Annotated in this window: 1 protein-coding gene; it reads left to right on the top strand. The window is 77.5% G+C overall.

Annotation, left to right across the window (positions count from 1 at the left end; translation table 11 throughout):
- Positions 1 to 288: 288 nt before the first annotated feature.
- Positions 289 to 22,812: a non-ribosomal peptide synthase/polyketide synthase gene (locus ACH4SL_RS22305; RefSeq protein WP_398448165.1), complete on the top strand. Its 22,524-nt coding sequence runs from the start codon at positions 289 to 291 to the stop codon at positions 22,810 to 22,812.
- Positions 22,813 to 22,852: the final 40 nt, after the last annotated feature.

The raw sequence follows: 22,852 nt of genomic DNA, 5'->3' as shown, positions 1-22,852 counted from the left end.
CTGTGACGGCGGGCTGCGGGCGCAACCCTGAGGGGGCAGGTTAGGTGAGCTTAACCTCAGTTCCTGTCCCCGCGGAGGCGGCCCATCCGGAGGGCCTGTTAAGTAAGGCTATCCTTACTTTAGGATGCGAGCGGTCCCGCGGCTCGGCAGAGCCGTCCAACACCGCTATGGGAGGCACGGGCAGCTGTGTCGGGCAACTCGCGTTCTACTGCACCCTCTTCGGCCCTCTCGTCCGGTACCCCGGAGACGAGAGCCGCGGACTTCTGGCAGCGGCGGTTCGCCTCACCGGTGCCGGAGACACCGCTGCCGCTCGACCACCCGTACCCGGCGCGTCCCGGCGGCCCGGAGCCGCGCGACCGCCGTACGGGCCCGCTCGGCGCGGACGCCGACGAGGACACCCTTCTGGCCGCCTTCGTCGCCCTGCTGCACCGCTACGCGGGCCACGGCGCCGCCCCCGAGGTGACGGTGGCCCACGACGGGCTGCCGCTGCGCGTCGCCGTCGACGGCGCGACCCCGTTCGCCGAGCTGCGCGCCCGCGTCGCCGAGGCCCGCGAGCAGGCCGCCGCCCACCGGCTGCCGGCCGCCGAGCTGCTCGGGCTGCTCACCGCGCAGCCCACCCGCGGCGGCGGGCTGCTGTGCGCCACCGGCTTCGGCCCCGCCCCCTGGGACGGCGGCCCGCTCGACCTCGCCCTGTCCACGGCGGACGGCCGGGTCAGCGCCGACCACCGCACCGACCTGCTCACCTCCGGCACCGCGGACCGGATCCTCGGCCACTACCGCACCCTGCTCGCCGACGCCCTCGCCCGCCCCGCCGCGCCCGTCGCGGACCTGGCCCTGCTGGCGGAGGCGGAGCGCCGGCAGATCCTGGAGGGCTGGAACGACACCGCGCACGACGTCCCCGCGCTCACCTGGCCGCAGATGTTCGCCGACCAGGTCGCCGCCCGCCCCGACGAGGTCGCGCTCGTCCACGAGGACGTCCGGCTCACCTACGCCGAACTCGCCGCGCGCGCCGGCCGGCTGGCCCACGCCCTCGCCGCCCGGGGCGCCCGTCCCGAGACGGTCGTCGCGCTCGCCGTACCGCGCTCGGCCGACATGATCGTCGCGGAGGTCGCCGTCCTGCTGGCGGGCGCGGCCTACCTGCCCGTCGACACCGACTACCCGCCGGACCGCATCGCGTACATGCTCGCCGACGCCGCGCCGGTCTGCCTCGTCACCACCGCCGCAACCCTCCCCGACCTGCCCCCGGGGACCGACCCGCTGGTCCTCGACGACCCCGCGACCGCCGCCGAGATCGCCGCACTGCCCGGCCACGCCCCCGCGTCCGCCGCCGCGCTCACGACCGCGCACGCCGCGTACGTCATCTACACCTCCGGCTCCACCGGCCGCCCCAAGGGCACGGTGCTCTCGCACGCGGGCGTCGCCGGGCTCGTCGCGACCCAGCGCGAGCGCTTCGGCGTCGGACCGCACAGCAGGATCCTGCAGTTCGCGTCGCCCAGCTTCGACGTGGCCTTCTGGGACCTGTGCCTCGGGCTGCTGTCCGGCGGGCGGCTCGTCGTCGTCCCCGCCGACCGCCGGGTGCCGGACGCCCCGCTCGCCGACTACGCGAACGCGCACGGCGTCACCTTCATGATCCTGCCGCCCGCGCTGCTCGCCGCCATGCCCGAGGACGTGCACCTGCCGCCCACCGCGACCCTGCTGGCCGGCACCGAGCGCGTCTCGCCCGAGCTGGTGGGGCGGTACGCGCGCGGCCGGATGATGTTCAACGCCTACGGGCCCACCGAGGCCACCACCAACTCCACGCTGGGCCTGTGCGACCCGGACACCCCGGCCGGCAGCGTCGTGCCCATCGGGATGCCCGACCCCGGCACCCGCGCGTACGTCCTCGACGACCGGCTGCGGCCCGTGCCCGCGGGAGTCGTCGGCGAGCTGTACCTCGGCGGCGCGGGCCTGGCCCGCGGCTACCTCGGCCGCCCCGCCCTCACCGCCGAGCGCTTCGTCGCCGACCCCTTCGGCGCGCCCGGCGAGCGCCTCTACCGCACCGGCGACCTCGTACGCCGGAAGGCCGACGGGCGGCTGGAATTCCACGGCCGGGCCGACAGCCAGGTCAAGATCCGCGGCTTCCGCATCGAGCCCGGCGAGATCGAGTCCGTGCTGCGCTCCCACCCGGCCGTCGACCAGGCCGCGGTGACCGTCCGCGAGGACCGGCCCGGCGAGCGGCGGCTCGCCGCCTACGTCGTGCCCGCGCTCGACGGCGGGCGCGACGCCGCCCCCGACGCCGGGGTCGAAGGCTGGCGGGACCTGCACGACCAGCTGTACGCCGCGGCCGGCGCGGAGGACTTCGAGGAGAACCTCGCGGGCTGGAACAGCATGTACGACGGGCTGCCCATCCCGCTGGCCGACATGCGCGAGTGGCGCGAGGCCACCCTCGACCGCATCCGCGAGCTGCGGCCGCGCCGCGTCCTGGAGATCGGCGTCGGCAGCGGCCTGCTGCTCTCGCGCCTGGCGCCGGACTGCGAGGCGTACGTGGGCACCGACCTCTCGGAGGAGGCCGTACGCGCCCTGTCCGCGCAGGTCGCCGCCGCCCCCGCGCTCGCCGGCCGGGTCACGCTGCTCGCGCGGCCCGCGCACGACCTCGCCGGGCTGCCCGAGGGCCGCTTCGACACGGTCGTCGTCAACTCCGTCGTCCAGTACTTCCCCGGCGCGGACTACCTCACCGGCGTCCTGCGCGCCGCCGCCGCACTGCTGGCGCCCGGCGGCGCCCTGTTCGTGGGCGACGTCCGCAACCTGCGCCTGCTGCGCACGCTCGCCGCCGCCGTCGAAGGGGGCCGGGCGGACCGCGCGGGGGAGGAGGCCGGCAAGGACGCGCTGCGCGCCGCCGTGGACCGGGCCGTCGCCTGGGAGGGCGAACTGCTCGTCGACCCCGACTACTTCACCACCCTCGACGGCCTCGCCGCCGACATCCGCGTCAAGCGCGGCACCCACCACAACGAGCTCACCCGCTACCGCTACGACGTCGTCCTGCGCCCGACCCGGCCCGCTCCCGCCCCCGACGCCGCGGCGACGCCCCTTGCGCCCCGCGAGGGCGCCGACCGGTCGGGGGCGGGGGCGTCCGCCGCCGACCCCTCCGGCGCCCCGGCGCCCGGCGCGAGCGACGCGGCCGCGACGGCGTGGGCCGCGCTCGGCTCCCTCGACGCGCTGGGCGCGCTGCTCGCGTCGGGGGTGCGTCCGCTGCGCGTGACCGGCATACCCAACGCCCGGCTCGCCGCGGACCTGGCCGCGCTCGCCGCCCTCGACGACAGCAGCACCACCGCCGCCGGGCCCTACGGGGTGGACCCCGAGGACCTGCACGCCGCTGCCGCCCGGTACGGCTGCCGGGCCGTGCTCACCTGGAACGGCGAGGCCGACGACGGCAGCCTGGACGCCTGGTTCGCCCCCGCGGGGGACGCCCCGGCCCCCGCGCCGTACCGCCCCGGCGGCGGACGCCCGACCGCCAACCGCCCGGTGCCCTTCCGCAACGTCGGCGCCCTGCTGGCGTCGGTGCGCGCGCACGCCGCCGCCCACCTGCCCGACTACATGGTCCCGGCCGCCTTCACCGCCCTGCACCGGCTGCCCGTCACCCCCAGCGGCAAGCTGGACGCCGCCGCGCTGCCCGTCCCCGACCGCGCCGCGCAGAGCACCGGGCGCCCGCCGGCGACCGCGCGCGAGCGGCTGCTGTGCGACCTGTACGCCCGTGCGCTGGGCGTGCCCTCGGCCGGCGCCGACGACGACTTCTTCGCACTCGGCGGCGACAGCATCCTCGCCGTCCGCTTCCTCGTCCTCGCCCGCCGGGCGGGCCTGGAACTCACCACCCGCGACGTCTTCCGGCACCGCACGGCCGCCGAACTCGCGCAGGTCGCCCGCACCGCGGCCGGCGAGGACGCCGCCGACGGGACGCCGTGGCCCTCGCCCACCCCGGAGGAGACCGCCGCGCTGGCGGCCGCCGGGCCCGCCGTCACCGTCGAGGAGGTGCTCCCGCTCGGCCCGCTCCAGGAGGGCTTCTTCTTCCTCGCCCAGGTCGGCGGGGCCGAGCGCGACGCGTACGTCGTGCAGCAGGTCGTCGAGCTGTCCGGGCCCATCGACGGCACGCTGCTGCGCCGGGCCGCGCAGCGCCTGCTGGAGCGGCACGCCCCGCTGCGGGCCTGCTTCCGGCAGCCGCCCGGCGGCATGCCCGTGCAGCTGATCGCGTCCGGCCTCGAGGTGCCCTGGCGGGAGGTCGACCTCAGCGCGCAGAACGGCGCCGTGCGCGGCGCCCTGGCCGGGGCCGTCGCCGACGACGAGCGGGCCCGCCCCTTCGACCTCGCCCGCCCGCCGCTGCTGCGCTGCGCGCTCGTCCGGCTCGGCGAGGGCCGCAGCCGGCTCGTGCTGACCTTCCACCACATCGTCGCGGACGGCTGGTCCCTGCCCGTGCTGCACCGCGAGCTGCTCGCCCTGTACGGCGACAGCCCGGCGCCGCTGCCGCCCGTCGCCCCCTACCGCGCCTACCTGCGCCGGATCGCCGCCGCCGACCGGGAGGCCGCCCGCACCGCCTGGCGTACCGCGCTCGCCGGGGTCGAGGGGCCGACCCGGCTGGTGGCGGCCCCGGCGGTGGCGGGCCCGGTCGAACCGGCCCAGATCCGCGTCGAGCTGTCCGCCCGGGTGACCGCGCTGCTCGCCGCCCGCGCCCGGGAGCGCGGGGTGACGCTCGGCACCGTCGTGCAGGGCGCCTGGGGGCTGCTGCTCGGCCGGCTGACGGGCAGCCAGGACGTGCTGTTCGGCACCACCGTCGCCGGGCGGGACGCCGCCGTCGACGGCATCGAGTCGATGATCGGCCTGTTCATCAACACCCTGCCCACCCGGCTGCAATGGGCACCCGGCGACCGCCTCGGCGCGGTCCTGGACCGGCTCCAGGAGGAGCAGAGCGAGCTGCTGGACCACCAGCACCTCGGCCTCGCCGAGATCCAGCGCACCGCCGGGCACGCCGGGAGCGGCGAACTCTTCGACACCCTCGTGGTGTTCGAGAACTACCCCGGCGGCTCGGGCCCTACGGACGTCACCGACCCCACCGGCGCCGTCGCCGTCACCGGTCACGCCTTCCACGACGCCGTCCACTACCCGCTGGCGCTCATCGTGAAGCCCGGCCGCCGGCTGGACCTGCGGCTGAAGCACCACACCCGGCGGATCGGCGCCGAGGCCGTGCAGGCGCTCGCCGACCGGCTCACCCTCGTCCTGGAGGCCCTGGCCGAGCGCCCCGGCGCCCGGGTGGCCGACCTGGAGCTGCTCACCGCGGACGAGCGGGCCCGCGCCCACCAGGCGGGCGAGTCCCGCCCGCTCCCGCACCCCACGCTGGCCGCCGCCCTCGCCGCGCAGGCCGCCCGTACCCCCGGCGCCACCGCGGTGATCGCCGGGGACACCACCCTCACGTACGCCGAACTCGACGCGCGCGCCGAGGAGCTGGCGGTACGCCTGCGGGCCCGTGGGGCGCGGCGCGGGAGCTTCGTCGCCGTCGCCGTACCGCGGTCGGCCGAGCTGATGGTGGCGCTGCTGGCCGTGCTGCGGACCGGCGCCGGCTACCTGCCGCTGGAGCTGGACTACCCCGCCGACCGGCTCGCGTACATGCTCGCCGACTCCGGCGCCACGACCGTCGTGACCACGACCGGCGCCGCCGGGCGGCTGCCGTCCGTCCCCGGCCTCGACATCGTCACGGCGGACGCGCCGGCGACGGGCGACGCCGTCCCGGCCGGCGACCCGGGGGAGCCCGCCCGCCCCGACGACCCCGCCTACCTCATCTACACCTCCGGCTCCACCGGCCGCCCCAAGGGCGTCGTCGTCACCCACCGCGCCGTCGTCAACCGCCTGGCCTGGATGCAGGGCGCCTACGGGCTCATGCCCGACGACCGGGTGCTGCAGAAGACGCCGTCCGGATTCGACGTGAGCGTGTGGGAGTTCTTCTGGGCGCTGTGCGAGGGCGCGGCCGTCGTCCTGGCCGCGCCGGACGGCCACCGCGACCCCGCCTACCTCGCCCGGCTGATCGGGGCCGAGGGCGTGACCACCCTGCACTTCGTGCCCTCCGTGCTGGCGGCCTTCCTCGCCTCCGACGACGTCACCGCCGACCCGTCGTGGGCCCGCGGCCTGCGCCGGGCCTTCAGCAGCGGCGAGGCGCTGCCCGTCGCCGCCGCCCGCGGCTGGACCGCGCTGACCGGAGTGCCCCTGCACAACCTGTACGGCCCCACCGAGGCCGCCGTCGACGTCACCTTCCACGCCTACGACGACACCCGCGACGCCGGGGACGGCGCCACCGCCGTCCCGATCGGCCGCCCCGTGTGGAACACCGGCCTGCGCGTCCTGGACGCCTGCCTGCGCCCGGTGCCGGACGGCGTGCCCGGCGAGCTGTACCTGACCGGCGTCCAGCTGGCGCGCGGCTACCACGGGCGCCCCGCGCTCACCGCCGAGCGCTTCACCGCCGACCCGTACGCGCCGGAGCCCGGCGCCCGGATGTACCGCACCGGCGACCTCGTGCGCCGCCGCCCCGACGGCACCCTGGACTACCTCGGCCGCACCGACCGCCAGGTCAAGCTGCGCGGCAACCGCATCGAACCCGGCGAGACCGAGGCGGCGCTGACCCGGCTGCCGTCCGTCGCACAGGCCGCCGTCGTCGTCCGCGAGGGCCGGCTGGTCGGCTACGCGGTTTCGGCGCCCGGCGCCGCCCCCACCCCGGCGATGCTGCGCGCCGCCCTCGCGGAGGTGCTGCCCGCGCCGCTGGTGCCCGAGGCGTACGTCGTCCTGGACGCCCTCCCGCTCACCCCCAACGGCAAGCTGGACCGCGCCGCGCTGCCCGCCCCCGAGACCGCGCACGCCCCGCGCCGGGAGCCGGAAGGCCCGCGGGAGCGGCTGCTCACCGAGATCTTCGCGGCCGTCCTCGGCACCGGCGACGTGGGCCCCGACGACGACTTCTTCGCGCTCGGCGGCGACAGCATCAGCTCCATCGGCGTCGCGGGAAGGGCCCGCGCGGCCGGGCTCGACCTCGACCCGCGCGCGGTCTTCACCCACCGCACCCCCGCCGCCCTGGCGGCCGCCGCAGGCGAGGCGCCGCTCCCGGACGACGGGCCCGCCACCGGGGAGGGCTTCGAGCTGAGCGAGGCCGGGTACGCCCGGATCCGCGCGCTCGCCGCCCCCGCGGCGGTCACCGAGGTGTGGCCGCCGGCCCCGCTCCAGGAAGGCCTGTTCTTCCACTCGGCCTACGACCGGGGCGCCCTGGACGTCTACACCGTCCACGAGACCTTCGACTTCGCCGCGGGCCTGGACCCGGCGCGGCTGCGCGCCGCCGTCCGCACCCTCCTGGCCCGCAACCCGGGCCTGCGCGCGGGCTTCACCAGCGACGGGCTCGACCGGCCCGTGCAGTTCGTCGTCGACGACCCCGGCATCCCGCTGGAGGAGGTGGACCTCGCGCACCTGCCCGCCGCCGAGCAGGACGCCCGGGTCCGCGAGCTGACCCGCGCCGAGCGCGAGCGCCGCTTCGACCTGTCCGCGCCCCCGCTCTTCCGGCTGCTCCTGCTGCGGCTCGGTGCCGCGCGCGGCGACCGGCTGATCATCGGCCGCCATCTGATCCTGTGGGACGGCTGGTCGGCGTGGCTGCTCCTCGACGAGCTGTTCGCGCTCCACGCCTCGGGCGGCGACCCGTCCGCGCTGCGCGCCCCCGGCAGCTACCGCGACTACCTGACCTGGCTGGCCCGGCAGGACGACACGGCCGCCACGCGGGCCTGGCGCACCGCCCTGGCCGGGCTGGAGGAGCCCACGCTGCTCGCCCCGGGCACCGCCGACGGCCTGGAGCCCGTCATCCCCGACCAGCTCGACACCCGGCTCCCGGCCGGGCTCGGCGACCGGCTGCGGGAGACCTGCCGCGCCCACGGCCTCACCCTCAACACCCTGCTCGGCGCGGCCTGGGGCCTCACCCTCGCCTCCGCCACCGGGCGCACCGACGTCGTCTTCGGCACCACGGTGGCCGGCCGGCCCAGCGACGTCCCGGACGTCGAGCACATCATCGGACTGTTCCTCAACACCGTGCCCACCCGGATCGCCCTGGACCCCGCCGAGCCCGTCCTCGGCCTGCTGCGCCGCGTCCAGGACACCCGGCTTGACCTCATGCCGTACGAGCACGTCGGGCTCGGTGTGCTCCAGGCCGAGAGCGGCCACCGCAGGCTCTTCGACACGCTGTTCGTGCTGCGCAACAGCGACACCGAGGAGCGGCTCGCGCGCCTCGGCGAGCGGTACGGCGCGACCCCCGTCGCCAACGTCGACGCCACCCACTACCCGGTCAACCTCGTCGTCACCCCCGGCGAGCGCATCACCGTCACCCTCACCCACCGGCCCGACCTCGTCCCGGCCGACCGCGCACAGGCGCTCCTGGACCGCTTCGCGCTGCTCGCGGACCGGCTGACCGCCGACCTGACCGCGCCCGTCGGCTCCCTCGACCCGCTGCTGCCCGCCGAACACGCGGCCCTGCGGGAGCGGTCGGCATCGAGCCTGGTGCCCGACCCGCGGGACACCGTCGCGGACCTGCTGGCCGCCCAGGCAGCCCGCACCCCGCGGGCGCGCGCGCTGGTCTTCGGGGAGCGCACCATGACGTACGCCGAACTCGACGCGGCCGTCGACCGCCTGGCCCGGCTGCTGGCCGACCGCGGGGCGGGGCCGGAGCGGACCGTCGCGCTCGGGCTGCCGCGCTCCCTCGACACGGTCGTCGCGCTCTTCGCCGTGCTGCGCACCGGAGCCGCGTACCTGCCGCTGGAGCTGGACCACCCGGCCGAGCGGCTGTCCCTGATGCTCGCCGACGCCCGCCCGCTGCTGCTGCTCACCACCACGGCCGTCTCCGCGACCCTGGAGCCGGGAACCCCCCGGCTGCTGCTCGACGACCCCGCCGTCCGCGCGGAGCTGGCCGCGCTGCCCGCGACCGCGCTGAACCGCCGGTTCAGCCTCGACCACCCCGCGTACATCATCTACACCTCCGGCTCCACCGGCCGCCCCAAGGGCGTCGTCACCCCCTACAAGGGGCTGACGAACATGCAGCTCAACCACCGGCAGGAGGTCTTCGGGCCCGCCGTCGCGGCGGCGGGCGGCCGGCGGCTGCGGATCGCGCACACCGTGTCCTTCGCCTTCGACATGTCGTGGGAGGAGTTGCTGTGGCTCGTCGAGGGCCACGAGGTGCACGTGTGCGACGAGGAGCTGCGGCGCGACGCCGACGCGCTCGTGGCCTACTGCGACCGCCACCTCATCGACGTCGTCAACGTCACCCCCACCTACGCCCGGCTGCTGATCGACCAGGGCCTGCTGGAGGGCCATGTGCCGCCGCTGGTGCTGCTCGGCGGCGAGGCGGTGCCCGAAACGGTGTGGAGCGCGCTGCGCGACACCGAGGGGACGTACGGCTACAACCTCTACGGGCCCACCGAATACACCATCAACACCCTCGGCGGCGGCACCCTCGACAGCGACACCCCCACCGTCGGCCGCCCCATCCGCGGCACCCGCGCGCACATCCTCGACCCCTGGCTGCGCCCCGTCCCCGACGGCGTGCCCGGCGAGCTGTACATCGCGGGCATCGGCCTGGCCCGCGGCTACCTGGACCGGCCGGGCCTGACCGCCGAACGCTTCGTCGCCGACCCCTTCGGCGCGCCCGGCGAGCGCGCCTACCGCACCGGCGACCTGGTGCGGCGCACCCCGGACGGCACCATCGACTTCCTCGGCCGCACCGACGACCAGGTCAAGATCCGCGGCCACCGCGTCGAACCCGGCGAGATCGAGACGGCGCTCAGCCGCCACCCGCTCGTCACCCAGGCCGCCGTCGTGGTCCGCGACGACCGCCTGGTCGGCTACGTCGTCCCCGCCCCGGGCGGCTCCGCGGAGCGCGCCGCGGCCGAGGCCGCCCAGGTGGGCGAGTGGCAGGAGATCTACTCCGACGAGTACGAGGAGATCGGCACCGCCGTCTCCACCGAGCGCTACGACGGCTGGGACAGCTCCTACGACGGCCGCCCCATCCCCTTCGACGAGATGCACGAGTGGCGCGAGGCCACCCTCGCCCGCGTCCGCGCGCTGCGCCCGCGCCGCATCCTGGAGATCGGCGTCGGCTCCGGCCTGCTGCTCTCCGCCCTCGCCCCGGACGCCGAGGCCTACTGGGCCACCGACTTCGCCGCGCCCGTCATCCGCAAGATCGGCCAGGAGGTCGCCCGCGACCCCGCGCTCGCCGCCAAGGTCGAGCTGCGCTGCCGCCCCGCCGACGACCTGTCCGGCCTGCCCGCCGGGTACTTCGACACGATCGTGATCAACTCCGTCGTCCAGTACTTCCCGAGCGCCGACTACCTGACCGCGGTGCTGCACGGCGCCATGGAGCTGCTCGCGCCCGGCGGCGCGCTGTTCGTCGGCGACGTGCGCAACCTGCGGCTCGCCCGGACCTTCCACACCGAGATCCAGCGCGCCCGCGGCGCCGCCGCCGCCGACCTGCCGCAGGCGGTGGAGCGCGGGCTGCGGCTGGAGAAGGAACTCCTCGTCGACCCCGACTACTTCACCACCCTCGGCTACGGCGCGGACCTGCGCACCAAGCGCGGCCGCCACCACAACGAGCTGACCCGGCACCGCTACGACGTCGTCCTGCACGCCGGCGACCCGGAGGTGCGGCTGGACGAAGCACGGTCGATCCCGTGGAGCACCGCGGAGGACCTGGCGGGGCTGCTCGCCGCGCCCGGGCGGCCGCCGCTGCGCGTGACCGGCGTCCCGGACGGCCGTACGGAGGAGGGCGGCGTCGACCCGGAGGCCCTGCGCGACCTCGCCGCAGGGGCCGGCTACCGGACGCTCACGACGTGGTCGGCCCGCACCGGCACGTACGACGCCGTGTTCCTCACCGGCGAATCCGGCGAACCCCGGCTCACCGGCGGCCTGTTCCGCCCCGGCGGCGGCACGCCGCCGTACACCAACGACCCCACCGCGGCCCGCGAGGCGAGCGCCCTGGTCCGGCGGCTGCGCGCGGACCTGGGCCGCGAGCTGCCCGACTACATGGTCCCGGCCGCCTTCGTCACCGTCGACGGCCTGCCCATGAACGCCAACGGCAAGCTCGACGTGCGCGCCCTGCCGGACGCCGAACCCGCCGTCGCGCTCGGCGGCGGCCGCGGCCCGCGCACCCCGCGCGAGGAGGTCCTGTGCCGGCTCTTCGCCGAGGTGCTGGGGCTGCCCGAGACCGGCGCCGAGGACAACTTCTTCGACCTGGGCGGCCACTCGCTGCTGGCCACCCGGCTCATCAGCCGCGCCCGCACCGACCTGGGCGCCGAACTCGCCATCCGCGACCTGTTCGAGGCCCCCACCCCGGCGCTGCTCGCGCTCCGCGCCGGGAGCGACACGCCCGCCCGGCCGCGGCTCGCCCCCGCTGAGCGCCCCGCGGTGATCCCGCTGTCGGCCGCGCAGCAGCGGCTCTGGCTCGTGGAGAGCCTCGGCGCCGGATCCTCGGCGGCGCCCGGCGGCGGGGGAGCGGCGTACAACTTCCCGCTCGTCGTCCGGCTGCGCGGCGCCCTCGACCTCGACGCCCTGCGCGCCGCGCTGGCCGACCTGACGGAACGCCACGAATCCCTGCGCACCCTGGTCGCCGAGCACGACGGCAGCCCCGTCCAGCGGATCCTCCCCGCCGACCGGGCGCGGCCCGCGGTCACGGTCACCGGCTGCACCCCGCAGGAACTGCCCGCCCTGGTCGCGTCCGCGCAGCGCAGGCCCTTCGACCTCGCCGCTGAACTGCCGCTGCGCGCCGACGTCTTCCGCGTCGCCGCCGACGACCACGTCCTCGCCCTGGTGCTGCACCACATCACCACCGACGAGTGGTCCGACCGCCCCTTCCTCGCCGACCTGGACACCGCCTACGCCGCCCGCGCCGCCGGGCACGCGCCCCGGTTCGCCGCCCTGCCGGTGCAGTACGCCGACTACACCCTGTGGCAGGAGGCCCTGCTCGCCCAGGCCGGCGACCGGCAGCTCGACCACTGGACGCGGGCGCTGCGCGGCGCGCCGCACGAGCTGGCCCTGCCCCTGGACCGGCCCCGCCCGGCCGAGCCGACCGGGCGCGGCGCGGTCGTGCGCCGCGAGGTGCCGCCCGGCACCGGCCGCGCCCTGCGCGACCTGACCGCCGCCACCGGCACCAGCATGTTCATGCTGCTCCAGGCCGCCACCGCCGCGCTGCTGCACCGCCTCGGCGCGGGCGACGACATCCCGCTCGGCGCCCCCATCGCCGGGCGCACCGACAGCGGTCTGGACGACCTGGTCGGCTTCTTCGTCAACACCCTGGTGCTGCGCACCGACCTGTCCGCCCCGGACGACGGGACCGAACTGACCTTCCGCGGGCTGCTCGCCCGCGTCCGGGAGTTCTCGCTCGCCGCGTTCGAGCACCAGGACATCCCCTTCGAGCGGGTCGTCGAAGCCCTCAACCCGCCCCGCGCGGCCGGGCGCAACCCGCTCTTCCAGGTCATGCTCGGCTACCACCACCGCCCCGGCGGCGACCCCGGCACCGTGCTGGGCCTGCCCGCCGACTGGTACGACATGGACACCGGCACCGCCAAGTTCGACCTCGACTTCACCTTCGTCGACGCCTCCGACACCACCGGCGGCGTCACCCTCCTGCTGGAGTACGCCACCGACCTCGCCGACCCGGAGACCGCCGCGCTGCTCGCCGAGCGCCTGGTCCTGCTGCTCGACCGGGCCGCCCGCACCCCCGACGCCCCGCTCGCCGACCTCGACCTGCTGACCGAGGACGAGCGGGCGCGCGCGACCGGCGCCTGGAACGCCACCGCGCACCCCGTCGAGACCCGCTCCGTCCCCGAGATCCTCGCCGCCACCGCCCGCCGCCACCCCGGCCGCACCGCCCTGGTCACCGGCCCCGACGACGCCCCCCGCCGCACCACCTTCGCCGCACTGCACACCGAGGTCCGCGAGCTGGCGGCGCTGCTGCGCTCCCACGGCGCCGGGCCCGGCGCCGTCGTCGGCCTCGCGCTGCCCCGGCACGCGATGGTCCCCGCGCTGCTCGGCGTCCTGGAGTCCGGCGCGGCCTACCTGCCGCTGGACCCCGCGCTGCCGCCCGGGCGGCTGGAGTTCATGCTCGGCGACGCCGCACCCGTGTGCCTGCTCACCACCACCGCGCTCGCCGGACGCCTGCCCGCCGTACCGGGCGTGCCCCACCTGCTGTTGGACGGCCCCCGCCCGCCCGCCGCCCCGGACCCGGCCGCCGCCGCGCCGCCGCACCCGGCGCAGGCCGCGTACACCATCTACACCTCCGGCTCCACCGGCCGCCCCAAGGGCGTCATCGGCACCCACCGCGGCCTGAGCAACCTCTACGGCTCCCACCTGCGCGACCTCGTCGCACCGGCCGTCCGCGACACCGGCCGGGAGGTGCTGCGCGCCCTGCACGCTGCGTCCTTCAGCTTCGACGGCTCCTGGGAGCCGCTGCTGTGGCTGCTGGCCGGGCACGAACTGCACGTCGTCGACGAGCAGGTCATGCTGGACCCGGCCGCGCTGCTGCGCCGCGTCGCCGCCGCGCGCATCGACTTCGTCGACCTCACGCCCACCTACCTGCGCGAGCTGCTGCACCACGGCTTCCTCGCGCCCGGCAGCCACGTCCCCGCGGTGCTCGCGGTCGGCGGCGAGGCGACGGCTCCGGCGCTCTGGCAGCGGCTGACCGCCCTGCCCGGCACGGCCGTCCACGACCTGTACGGCCCCACCGAATGCGCCGTGGACGCGTACGGCTGGCACCACGTCGCCGCGGACGGGGCGGCCGACTGGGCGGCCCCGCTGGACAACATCCGCGCCCACGTCCTGGACGCGCGGCTGCGCCCCGCCCCCGTCGGCGTCCCCGGCGAGCTGTACCTCGCGGGTGAGGGCCTGGCCCGCGGCTACCTCGGCCGCCCCGCCCTGACCGCCGAGCGCTTCACCGCCGACCCGTACGCGCCGGAGCCCGGCGGGCGCATGTACCGCACCGGCGACCTGGTGCGCCGCCGCCCCGACGGCACCCTGGTCTTCCTCGGCCGCGCCGACGGCCAGGTCAAGCTGCGCGGCTTCCGCATCGAGCCGGGCGAGATCGAGGCGGCGCTCACCGCCCACCCGGCGGTCTCCGCCGCGGCCGTCGTCGTCCGCGAGGACCGCCTGGTCGCCTACGTCGTCCCGGCGACCGGAAGCACCCCGCCCCCCGCCGCCGAGCGGGCCGCGGGCGGCGAGGCCCGCCCGGCTCCCGCGGGGGCGGGTACCCCCGTCTCCGGCCCGGACGGCACCGACCCGGCGCGCCGCACGGGCGCCGGGGGACGGTCCGACGGTTCGGCGGGCCCGGATCGCGCCGGCCGCGCGGACGGCGCTGCCGGGGCGGAGGCCACGGACGCCACGGGCCGCACGGGCGCCGGGGACGGTGCCGCCGCCGAGCGGGCCGCGGGCGGCGTGGCCCGCACCGGTCACGTGGGAGGCGGCACCGGCGCTGCCGGGGCGCAGGCTACGGACGCCACGGGCCGCACGGGCGCCGGGGACGGTGCCGCCGCCGAGCGGGCCGCGGGCGGCGAGGCCCGCACCGGTCACGTGGGAGGGGGCACCGGCTCCGCCACCGCGCTCGCGGCCGTGCTGCGCGCGCACACCGCGGGCGCGCTGCCCGCGCACATGGTGCCCGCCGCCTTCGTCGCGCTGGACGCGCTGCCGCGTACCGTCAACGGCAAGCTCGACACCGCCGCCCTGCCCGCTCCCGAGCCGGTGGCCGGCGCGGGCGCCGGGCGGGCGCCGCGGACCGTGCGGGAGGCGATGGTGTGCGGCGCGTTCGCCGCGGTGCTCGGGGCCGGGCAGGTCGGGCCCGACGACGACTTCTTCGCCCTCGGCGGCCACTCGCTGGCCGCGATGCGGCTGGTCAGCCGGATCCGCACCGCGCTGGAGCGCAGCCCCGGACCCGCCCCCGACGTGGCGGTGCGCGACGTGTTCGACGCCCCGACACCCGCCCGGCTCGCCGCCCGCCTCGACGCGGGCACCGCCACCGCCCGGCCCGCGCTCACCGCCGCGCGACCCCGCCCCGAGCGGCTGCCGCTGTCCTCCGCCCAGCGGCGGCTGTGGCTGCTGCACCAGGTGGACGGGGCCGGCCCGGCGTACACCGTCCCGTCGCTGTGGCGGCTGACCGGGACGCTGGACGCGGCCGCCCTGGAAGCCGCCCTGAACGACGTCACCGCCCGGCACGCACCGCTGCGGACGCTCTTCCCCGCAGTCGACGGCGTCCCCCACCAGCACGTCCTGGAAGCGGGGCAGGCCCGCGTCCGGCTGGCCAGGCTCCCGTACGGGCAGCTCGCCGCCGAGGCGGCCCGGCCCTTCGACCTCGCCCGGGATCTGCCGCTGCGCGCCGTCCTGGCGTCGGACGGCGCCGGGCCCGGGGAGCACCACCTGCTGCTGCTCCTGCACCACATCGCCACCGACGAGTGGTCGGACCGGCCGCTCCTCGCCGACCTCTGCGCCGCCTACGCGGCCCGGACCGCCGGCCACGCCCCCGACTGGGCACCGCTGCCCGCGAGCTACGCCGACTACACGCTCTGGCAGCGCGAGCTGCTGGACGCCACCGGGCCGGACCTGCTCGCCCACTGGACCGGCGCCCTCGCCGGGCTCCCCGCCGAGATCGCCCTGCCCGTCGACCGCCCGCGCCCGGCGGAGTCCGGCGGCCGTGGCGGGACCGTCGCCTTCACCGTCCCGCCGCACGTGGAGACCGCCCTGCGGGCGCTGGCCCGCGACCACGGCGTCAGCATGTTCATGATCGCCCAGGCGGCCGTGGCCGCGCTGCTGCACCGCCTCGGAGCGGGCGACGACATCCCCCTCGGCGCCCCGGTGTCCGGCCGCACCGACGAGGCCCTGGAAGACCTGGTCGGCTTCTTCGTCAACTCCCTGGTGCTGCGCACCGACCTGTCCGGCGACCCCACCTTCGCCGAACTGCTCGCCCGGGTCCGGGAGACCGACCTGGCCGCCTACGAGCACCAGGACCTGCCCTTCGAGCAGCTGGTGGAGGCCCTCAACCCCGAGCGGTCACCGGCCCGGCACCCGCTCTTCCAGGTGATGGTCGTCCACCTCCCCGCCGGGAGCGAGGGCCCGGCGCTGCCCGGCCTCACCGCCCACCGCGAGAGCCTCGGCCAGGACACCGCCAAGTTCGACCTCAGCTTCGACTTCGTCGAGCAGGGCGACGGCGGCGGCATCCAGGGCTGGATCGAGTACAGCGCCGACCTCTTCGACGCCGGGACGGCCGAACTCCTCGCCCGCCGCACGGAATCCGTGCTGGAGCAGGTCGCCGCCGCCCCGGGGCGGCGCGTCGGCGCCCTCGACGTCCTGCGCCCGGACGAGCGCGGCCTCGTCCTGACCGGGTGGAACGACACCGACCACCCCGTACCCGCGGGCACGCTCCCGGAGATGTTCCGCGACCGGGCCGCCCGCACACCCGGGGCGGTCGCGGTCGAGTTCGAGGACACCTCGCTCACCTACGCGGAACTCGACGCGCGGGTCGAGCAGCTGGCCCGCGTCCTGGCCGCGCGCGGCGCACGGCCCGAGGCGGTCGTCGCGGTCGCCCTGCCGCGCTCCCTCGCCCTCGTCGTGGCGCTGCTCGCCGTCCACCGCGCGGGCGCCGCCTACCTGCCGCTGGACACCGGCTACCCGGCCGAGCGGCTCGCGTACATGCTCGGCGACGCCCGCCCGGTGTGCCTGGTCACCACCGAGGGCGTCGCCCTCCCGGACACCGCCGTGCCCCGGCTCGCCGTGGACGCCTGCGGTGCGCCCGCGGAGAGCCTTCCGGAGGCCGCCCCCGTCGCCCCCGCCCCCGGGCACCCGGCGTACGTCATCTACACCTCGGGCTCCACCGGCCTGCCCAAGGGCGTCACCGTGCCCCACCAGGGCATCGCCAACCGCCTGCGGTGGATGCAGGACACCTACCGGCTCGGTGCGGGCGACCGGGTGCTGCAGAAGACCCCGGCCGGCTTCGACGTGTCGGTGTGGGAGTTCTTCTGGCCGCTCGTCACCGGCGCGACCCTGGTCGTCGCCCGCCCCGGCGGCCACCAGGACCCGGACTACCTGGCCCGGCTCGTCCGGGAGCGGGGCATCACCACCGCGCACTTCGTTCCCTCGATGCTGCGCGCCTTCCTCGACGAGCCCGCGGCCGCCGGGTGCGGCGGCCTGCGCCAGGTGATGTGCAGCGGCGAGGCGCTGCCCGCGGCGCTGGCCGCCCGCTTCCACCGCGTCCTGCCCGGCACCCGCCTGCACAACCTGTACGGCCCCACCGAGGCGTCCGTCGACGTCACCGCGTACGAGGTGCCCGCCGAACCGGCGGCCGTGCCGATCGGCCGCCCGGTGTGGAACACCCGCGCCTACGTCCTCGACGCGGCGCTGCGGCCCGTCCCGCCCGGTGTGCCGGGCGAGCTGTACCTGTCCGGCGTGCAGCTGGCCCGCGGCTACCTGGGCCGCCCGGCCCTGACCGCCGAGCGCTTCGTGGCCGACCCGTACGCGCCGGAGCCCGGCGGGCGCATGTACCGCACCGGCGACCTGGCCCGCTGGACGCGCACCGGGGAGCTGGAGTACCTCGGGCGCACCGACGACCAGGTCAAACTGCGGGGCCTGCGGATCGAGCCGGGCGAGGTCGAGGCGGTGCTCGCCGCCCACCCCGCCGTCGCGCAGACGGCCGTGCTCGTCCGCGACGACCGGCTCGTGGCGTACGCCGTCCCGGCCCCCGGCGCCACCGCCGACCCCACGGCGCTGCGCGCCCACGGCGCCGCCACGCTGCCCGGCCACATGGTCCCGGCCGCCGTGCTCGTCCTGCCGGCCTTCCCGCTCACCCCCAACGGCAAGCTGGACCGGCGCGCCCTGCCCGCGCCCGACTTCGCCGCCGAGGCCACGGACACCGCGCCGCGCACCCCGCTGGAGGAGACCCTCTGCGCCCTCGTCGCGGACGTCCTCGGACTCGAACGCGTCGGCGTCGAGGACGACTTCTTCGCGCTGGGCGGGGACAGCATCGTCGCGATGCAGCTCGTCGCGCGCGCCCGCGCCGCGGGGCTGGCGCTCAGCCCGCGGGACGTCTTCCGGCACAAGTCGGCCGCGGGGCTCGCCACCGCGGCCGCCGCGCACGTCCCCGGCGACGGGCCCGCGCAGGACACCGTCCCGCTCGCCCTCACCGACGCCGAGCGGGCCGAGACCGCCGCGCTGCCGCCCGGCACCGAGGTGCTGCCCGTCTCGCCGCTCCAGGCCGGGCTGCTCTTCCACGCGGCCATGGACTCCGGCGACGACGGGCCGGACGTCTACACCGTCCAGGTCTCCCACGACCTCGAGGGCCCGCTCGACGCCGAGCGGCTGCGGGCCGCCGCGCAGGAGCTGCTGGACGCCCACGAGAACCTGCGCAGCGGCTTCCGGCACCTGTCCTCGGGGCGTCCGGTCGCGGTCGTGCCCCGCACCGCCGTGCTGCCCTGGCGGCACCTCGACCTCACCGGGGACGGCACGGGGGACGACACGGGGCAGGAGTGGGAACGGCTGCTGCGCCAGGAGCGCCGCCGCTTCGACCCCGAACGCCCGCCGCTGCTGCGGCTGCTGCTCGCCCGGGTCGGGCCGGACCGGCACCGCCTCGTGCTCTCCCACCAGCACCTGCTGCTGGACGGCTGGTCGCTGCCGCTGCTCACCGCCGAGCTGTGGGCGCGCTACGAGGGCCGTACCCCGGCGCCGCCCGCCCCCTACCGCGCCCACCTGCGGTGGCTCGCCGCCCAGGACCCGGACGCGTCCGCGGCCGCGTGGGCGACGGCCCTCGCGGGCCTCGCCGAGCCCTCGCGGCTCGCCCCCGCCGACCCCGACCGGGCCGCCGCGGTCCCGCACACCCACACCGTCGAGCTGGACACCGCGGCGACGGCGGAGCTGGACGCCTTCGCCCGCAGCCGCGGCGTCACCCTCAACACGCTCGTGCAGGCCGCCTGGGGCGTGCTGCTCGGCCGCCTCACCGGGCGCGACGACGTCGTGTTCGGGGCCACCGTGGCGGGCCGCTCGCCCGAGGTCGCCGGGGCCGAGACGATGATCGGCCTGTTCATCAACACCGTGCCGGTGCGGGTGCGGATCGACCCCGCCGAGAGCGCGGGCGGCCTGCTGGCGCGGCTCCAGGACGAGCAGTCGCGGCTGATCGCCCACCAGCACCTGGGCCTGGCCGACATCCAGCGGGCCGCCGGGCTCGGCGAACTCTTCGACACCCTCGTGGTGTTCGAGTCCTACCCGGTCGCGGAGGACGCCGGGCAGCCGTCCGGCGGCGCCCCCGCCGCCACCGTCCGCGAGCACCAGGACTCCACCCACTACCCGCTCGCCTGGGCCGTCGAGCCCGGGGAGCAGCTGCGGCTGACCGCGGAATTCCGCCCCGACCTGTTCGAGGCCGCCACCGTACGGCGGATCGCCGCAGCCCTGGCGCACCTGGCCGGCGCGCTGGCCGCCGACCCCGACCGCCCGGTCGGCCGCCTCGACCTGCTCGCCCCGGCGGAGCGCGGGACGGTCCTGGAGACCTGGAACGGCATCGCCCTGCCCGTGCCGGGCGGCGCGCGCACCGTCCCCGCGCTGCTCGCCGACCGGGTGGCCGACTCGCCCGGCGCGGTCGCCGTCACCGACGGCCGCACGACGTGGACCTTCGCCGAACTCGGCGCGCACACCGACCGGCTGGCCCGCGTACTGGCCGGGCACGGCGCGGCGCCCGAGCGGATCGTCGCCCTCGCGCTGCCCCGCACCGCGGGCCACATCGCCGCGATCCTCGCCGTGATGAAGGCGGGCGCCGCCTACCTGCCCCTCGACCCCGACCTGCCGCGGGCCCGGCTGCGCGGCATGCTCGCCGACGCCCGCCCGGTGCTCGTCCTGGCCACCCGGCAGACGGCGGCCGCCCTGCCGTCCGGCACCGGCGTCCCGGTGCTGCTGCTCGACGACGACGCCGAGCCCGCGCGGCCCGCCGAGGATCTCCCGGAGGCCGACCCCGTCGCCCCCGGCCCCGCGCACCCGGCGTACGTCATCTACACCTCGGGCTCCACCGGCCGCCCCAAGGGCGTCGTCGTCACCCAGGGGGGCCTGGCCAACCTCTTCCACAGCCACCGCCGCGACCTGCACGAGACGGCCCGGCGGCTGACCGGGCGGCGGCACCTGCGGATCGGCCACGCCTGGTCGTTCTCCTTCGACGCCTCCTGGCAGCCCCAGCTGTGGCTGCTGGACGGGCACGCCCTGCACATCGCCGACGACGAGACACGCCGCGACCCCGACCTGCTGGCCGCCTTCGTCCGGGACCGCGGCATCGACTTCGTCGAGCTCACCCCGTCGCTGCTGGCCCGGACGGCCGACGCCGGCCTGATCGGGCCGGACGGCGACTGCCCGCTCGCGGTGGTGGGGTTCGGCGGCGAGGCGGTGCCGGAGTCCCTGTGGGCGCGGCTGGCCGCGCTGCCCCGCACCGAGGCGTTCAACCTGTACGGCCCGACCGAGGCGACCGTCGACGCGCTCGTCGGGCGGGTGCGCGGCAGCGCCCGCCCGGTCGTCGGGCGCCCCGTCCACGGCTCGCGCGCGTACGTGCTGGACACCGCCCTGCGCCCGGTCCCGCCCGGCGTCACCGGGGAGCTGTACCTCGCCGGCGAGGGCCTGGCCCGCGGCTACCTCGGCCGCCCCGCCCTGACCGCCGAGCGCTTCACCGCCGACCCGTACGGCGCCCCGGGCACGCGCATGTACCGCACCGGCGACCTGGCGCGCTGGACCGAGGAGGGCCTGCTGGAATTCGCCGGGCGGACCGACGACCAGGTCAAGATCCGCGGCTACCGGGTCGAACTCGCCGAGATCGAGGCCGCCCTCGACACCCACCCGGCCGTCGCGCGCAGCGTGGTCGTCGCCCGCGAGCACCGGCCGGGCGTGCGGCAGCTCGTCGCCTACGCGGTCGTCGCCCCGCACGACCGCGAGGAGGCCGGTCCTGCGGCCCTGCGCGCGCACGCCGCCGCCGTCCTGCCCGACTACATGGTCCCGGCCGCCGTGGTCGTGCTCGACGCGCTGCCGCTGCTGTCCAACGGCAAGCTCGACCGGGCCGCCCTGCCCGCCCCGGACTTCACCGCGGCGAGCGGCGGCCGGGCCCCGGCCGACGCCACCGAACGCGCGCTGCGCGACCTGTTCGCCGACGCGCTCGGCCTGCCCGCCGAGGCGCTGGGCACGGACGACGACTTCTTCGCCTTCGGCGGCGACAGCATCGTCGCCATGCAGCTCGTCGCCCGGGCCCGCGCCACCGGCTGGAAGGTGACACCCCGCCAGGTCTTCCAGCACCGCTCGGTCGCCGCGCTGGCCACCGTCGCCGTGCCGCTCGGCGCGGCCGAACGGCAGGCGGTCCACGACGACGGGACCGGCACCGTCGCCCTCACCCCGATCATGCGGGCGCTGCTGGAGCGCGGCGGCCCGCTGGCCGCCTACCACCAGGCCGCCCTGGTCCGCACCCCCGCCGGGCTGACCGAAGCGGGGGCGAGGGCGGTGCTGGCGGCGCTCGCCGCACGGCACGACATGCTGCGGGCCCGGCTCGTCCGCGAGCCCGAGGCCGCACTGCACGTGCCGCCCGCGGGCGACACCGGCGCCGCGGACCGGCTCGCGCGCGTCGACGTCGCCGCGGTCGCGGACGACGACGCCGCGCTGCGGGCCGCGATCGCCCGGCACGCCGCGACCGCCCGGGAGGGGCTGGACCCCGACGGCGGGGCGATGGTCCGCGCGGTGTGGTTCGACGCCGGAGTGGACCGGCCCGGACGCCTGCTGATCCTCGTCCACCACCTGGTGGTCGACGGCGTCTCCTGGCGTGTGCTGCTGCCCGACCTGGCCGCCGCCTGGGCGGCCGTACGGGACGGGCGCACCCCCGAACTGCCGCCCGTGGAGATGTCGTTCGCCCGCTGGAGCGCCCTGCTCGGGGCCCGTGCCACCGACCCGGCCACCGAGGACGAGCTGCCCTGGTGGACCGCGACCCTCGCCGAGGGGGCCGCCCTGCCGCTGCCCGGCTCCCTCGACCCCGCGCTCGACACGGTCGCCACCACCGGCTACCTCTCCGCCACCCTGCCCGCCGACGTGACCGGGCCGCTGCTCGGCGCGGCCCCGGCCGCCTTCGGGGCGGGCGTCAACGACGTGCTGCTCACCGCCTTCGCGCTCGCCGTCGCCGACTGGCGGGCCAGGACGCTGGGGGCGGGGGAGCCCGGCGGCCCGGTCCTGGTGGACCTCGAAGGCCACGGCCGCGAGGAGCAGGTCGCGGGCGACGCGGACCTCTCCCGTACGGTCGGCTGGTTCACCAGCGTGGTGCCCGTGCGCCTCGACCCCGGCGCGGCCGGGCCGGACGCCCTCGCGGGCGGCCCCGCGCTCGACGGGGCCCTGGCCCGCGTCCGCGACCACCTCGCCGCCGTGCCCGCGGCGGGCCTCGGGCACGGCCTGCTGCGGCACCTCAACCCGGCGGCGGGGCCGCGGCTGGCCGCGCTCGGCGAGCCGCAGATCGAGTTCAACTACATGGGCCGCTTCGGCCACGGCGAGAGCGCCGACTGGTCCTACGCCCCCGAGGAGGACGCCGCCGACCTCGACGCCGACCCCGGCATGCCGATGTCCCACGCCCTGACCCTCAACGCCCTCACCCAGGACCGCCCCGAGGGCCCGCAGCTCACCGCCCACTGGGCCTACGCGACCCGGCTCCTGACCGAGGCGCAGGTACGGGACCTGGCGGGCGGCTTCTTCCGCGCCCTGGAGGCGGTGGTACGGCGGGCCGCCGCCGTACGGCCCCCGCAGGACGCCGGCTGACGGCCGGCACCCCCGACGTACACGAGACCGAGAACCCCAC

Source organism: Streptomyces sp. NPDC021020 (genome assembly GCF_044333285.1).
In the GTDB taxonomy this organism is placed as follows: domain Bacteria; phylum Actinomycetota; class Actinomycetes; order Streptomycetales; family Streptomycetaceae; genus Actinacidiphila.
This window is presented reverse-complemented; position numbering and strand designations above follow the sequence as displayed.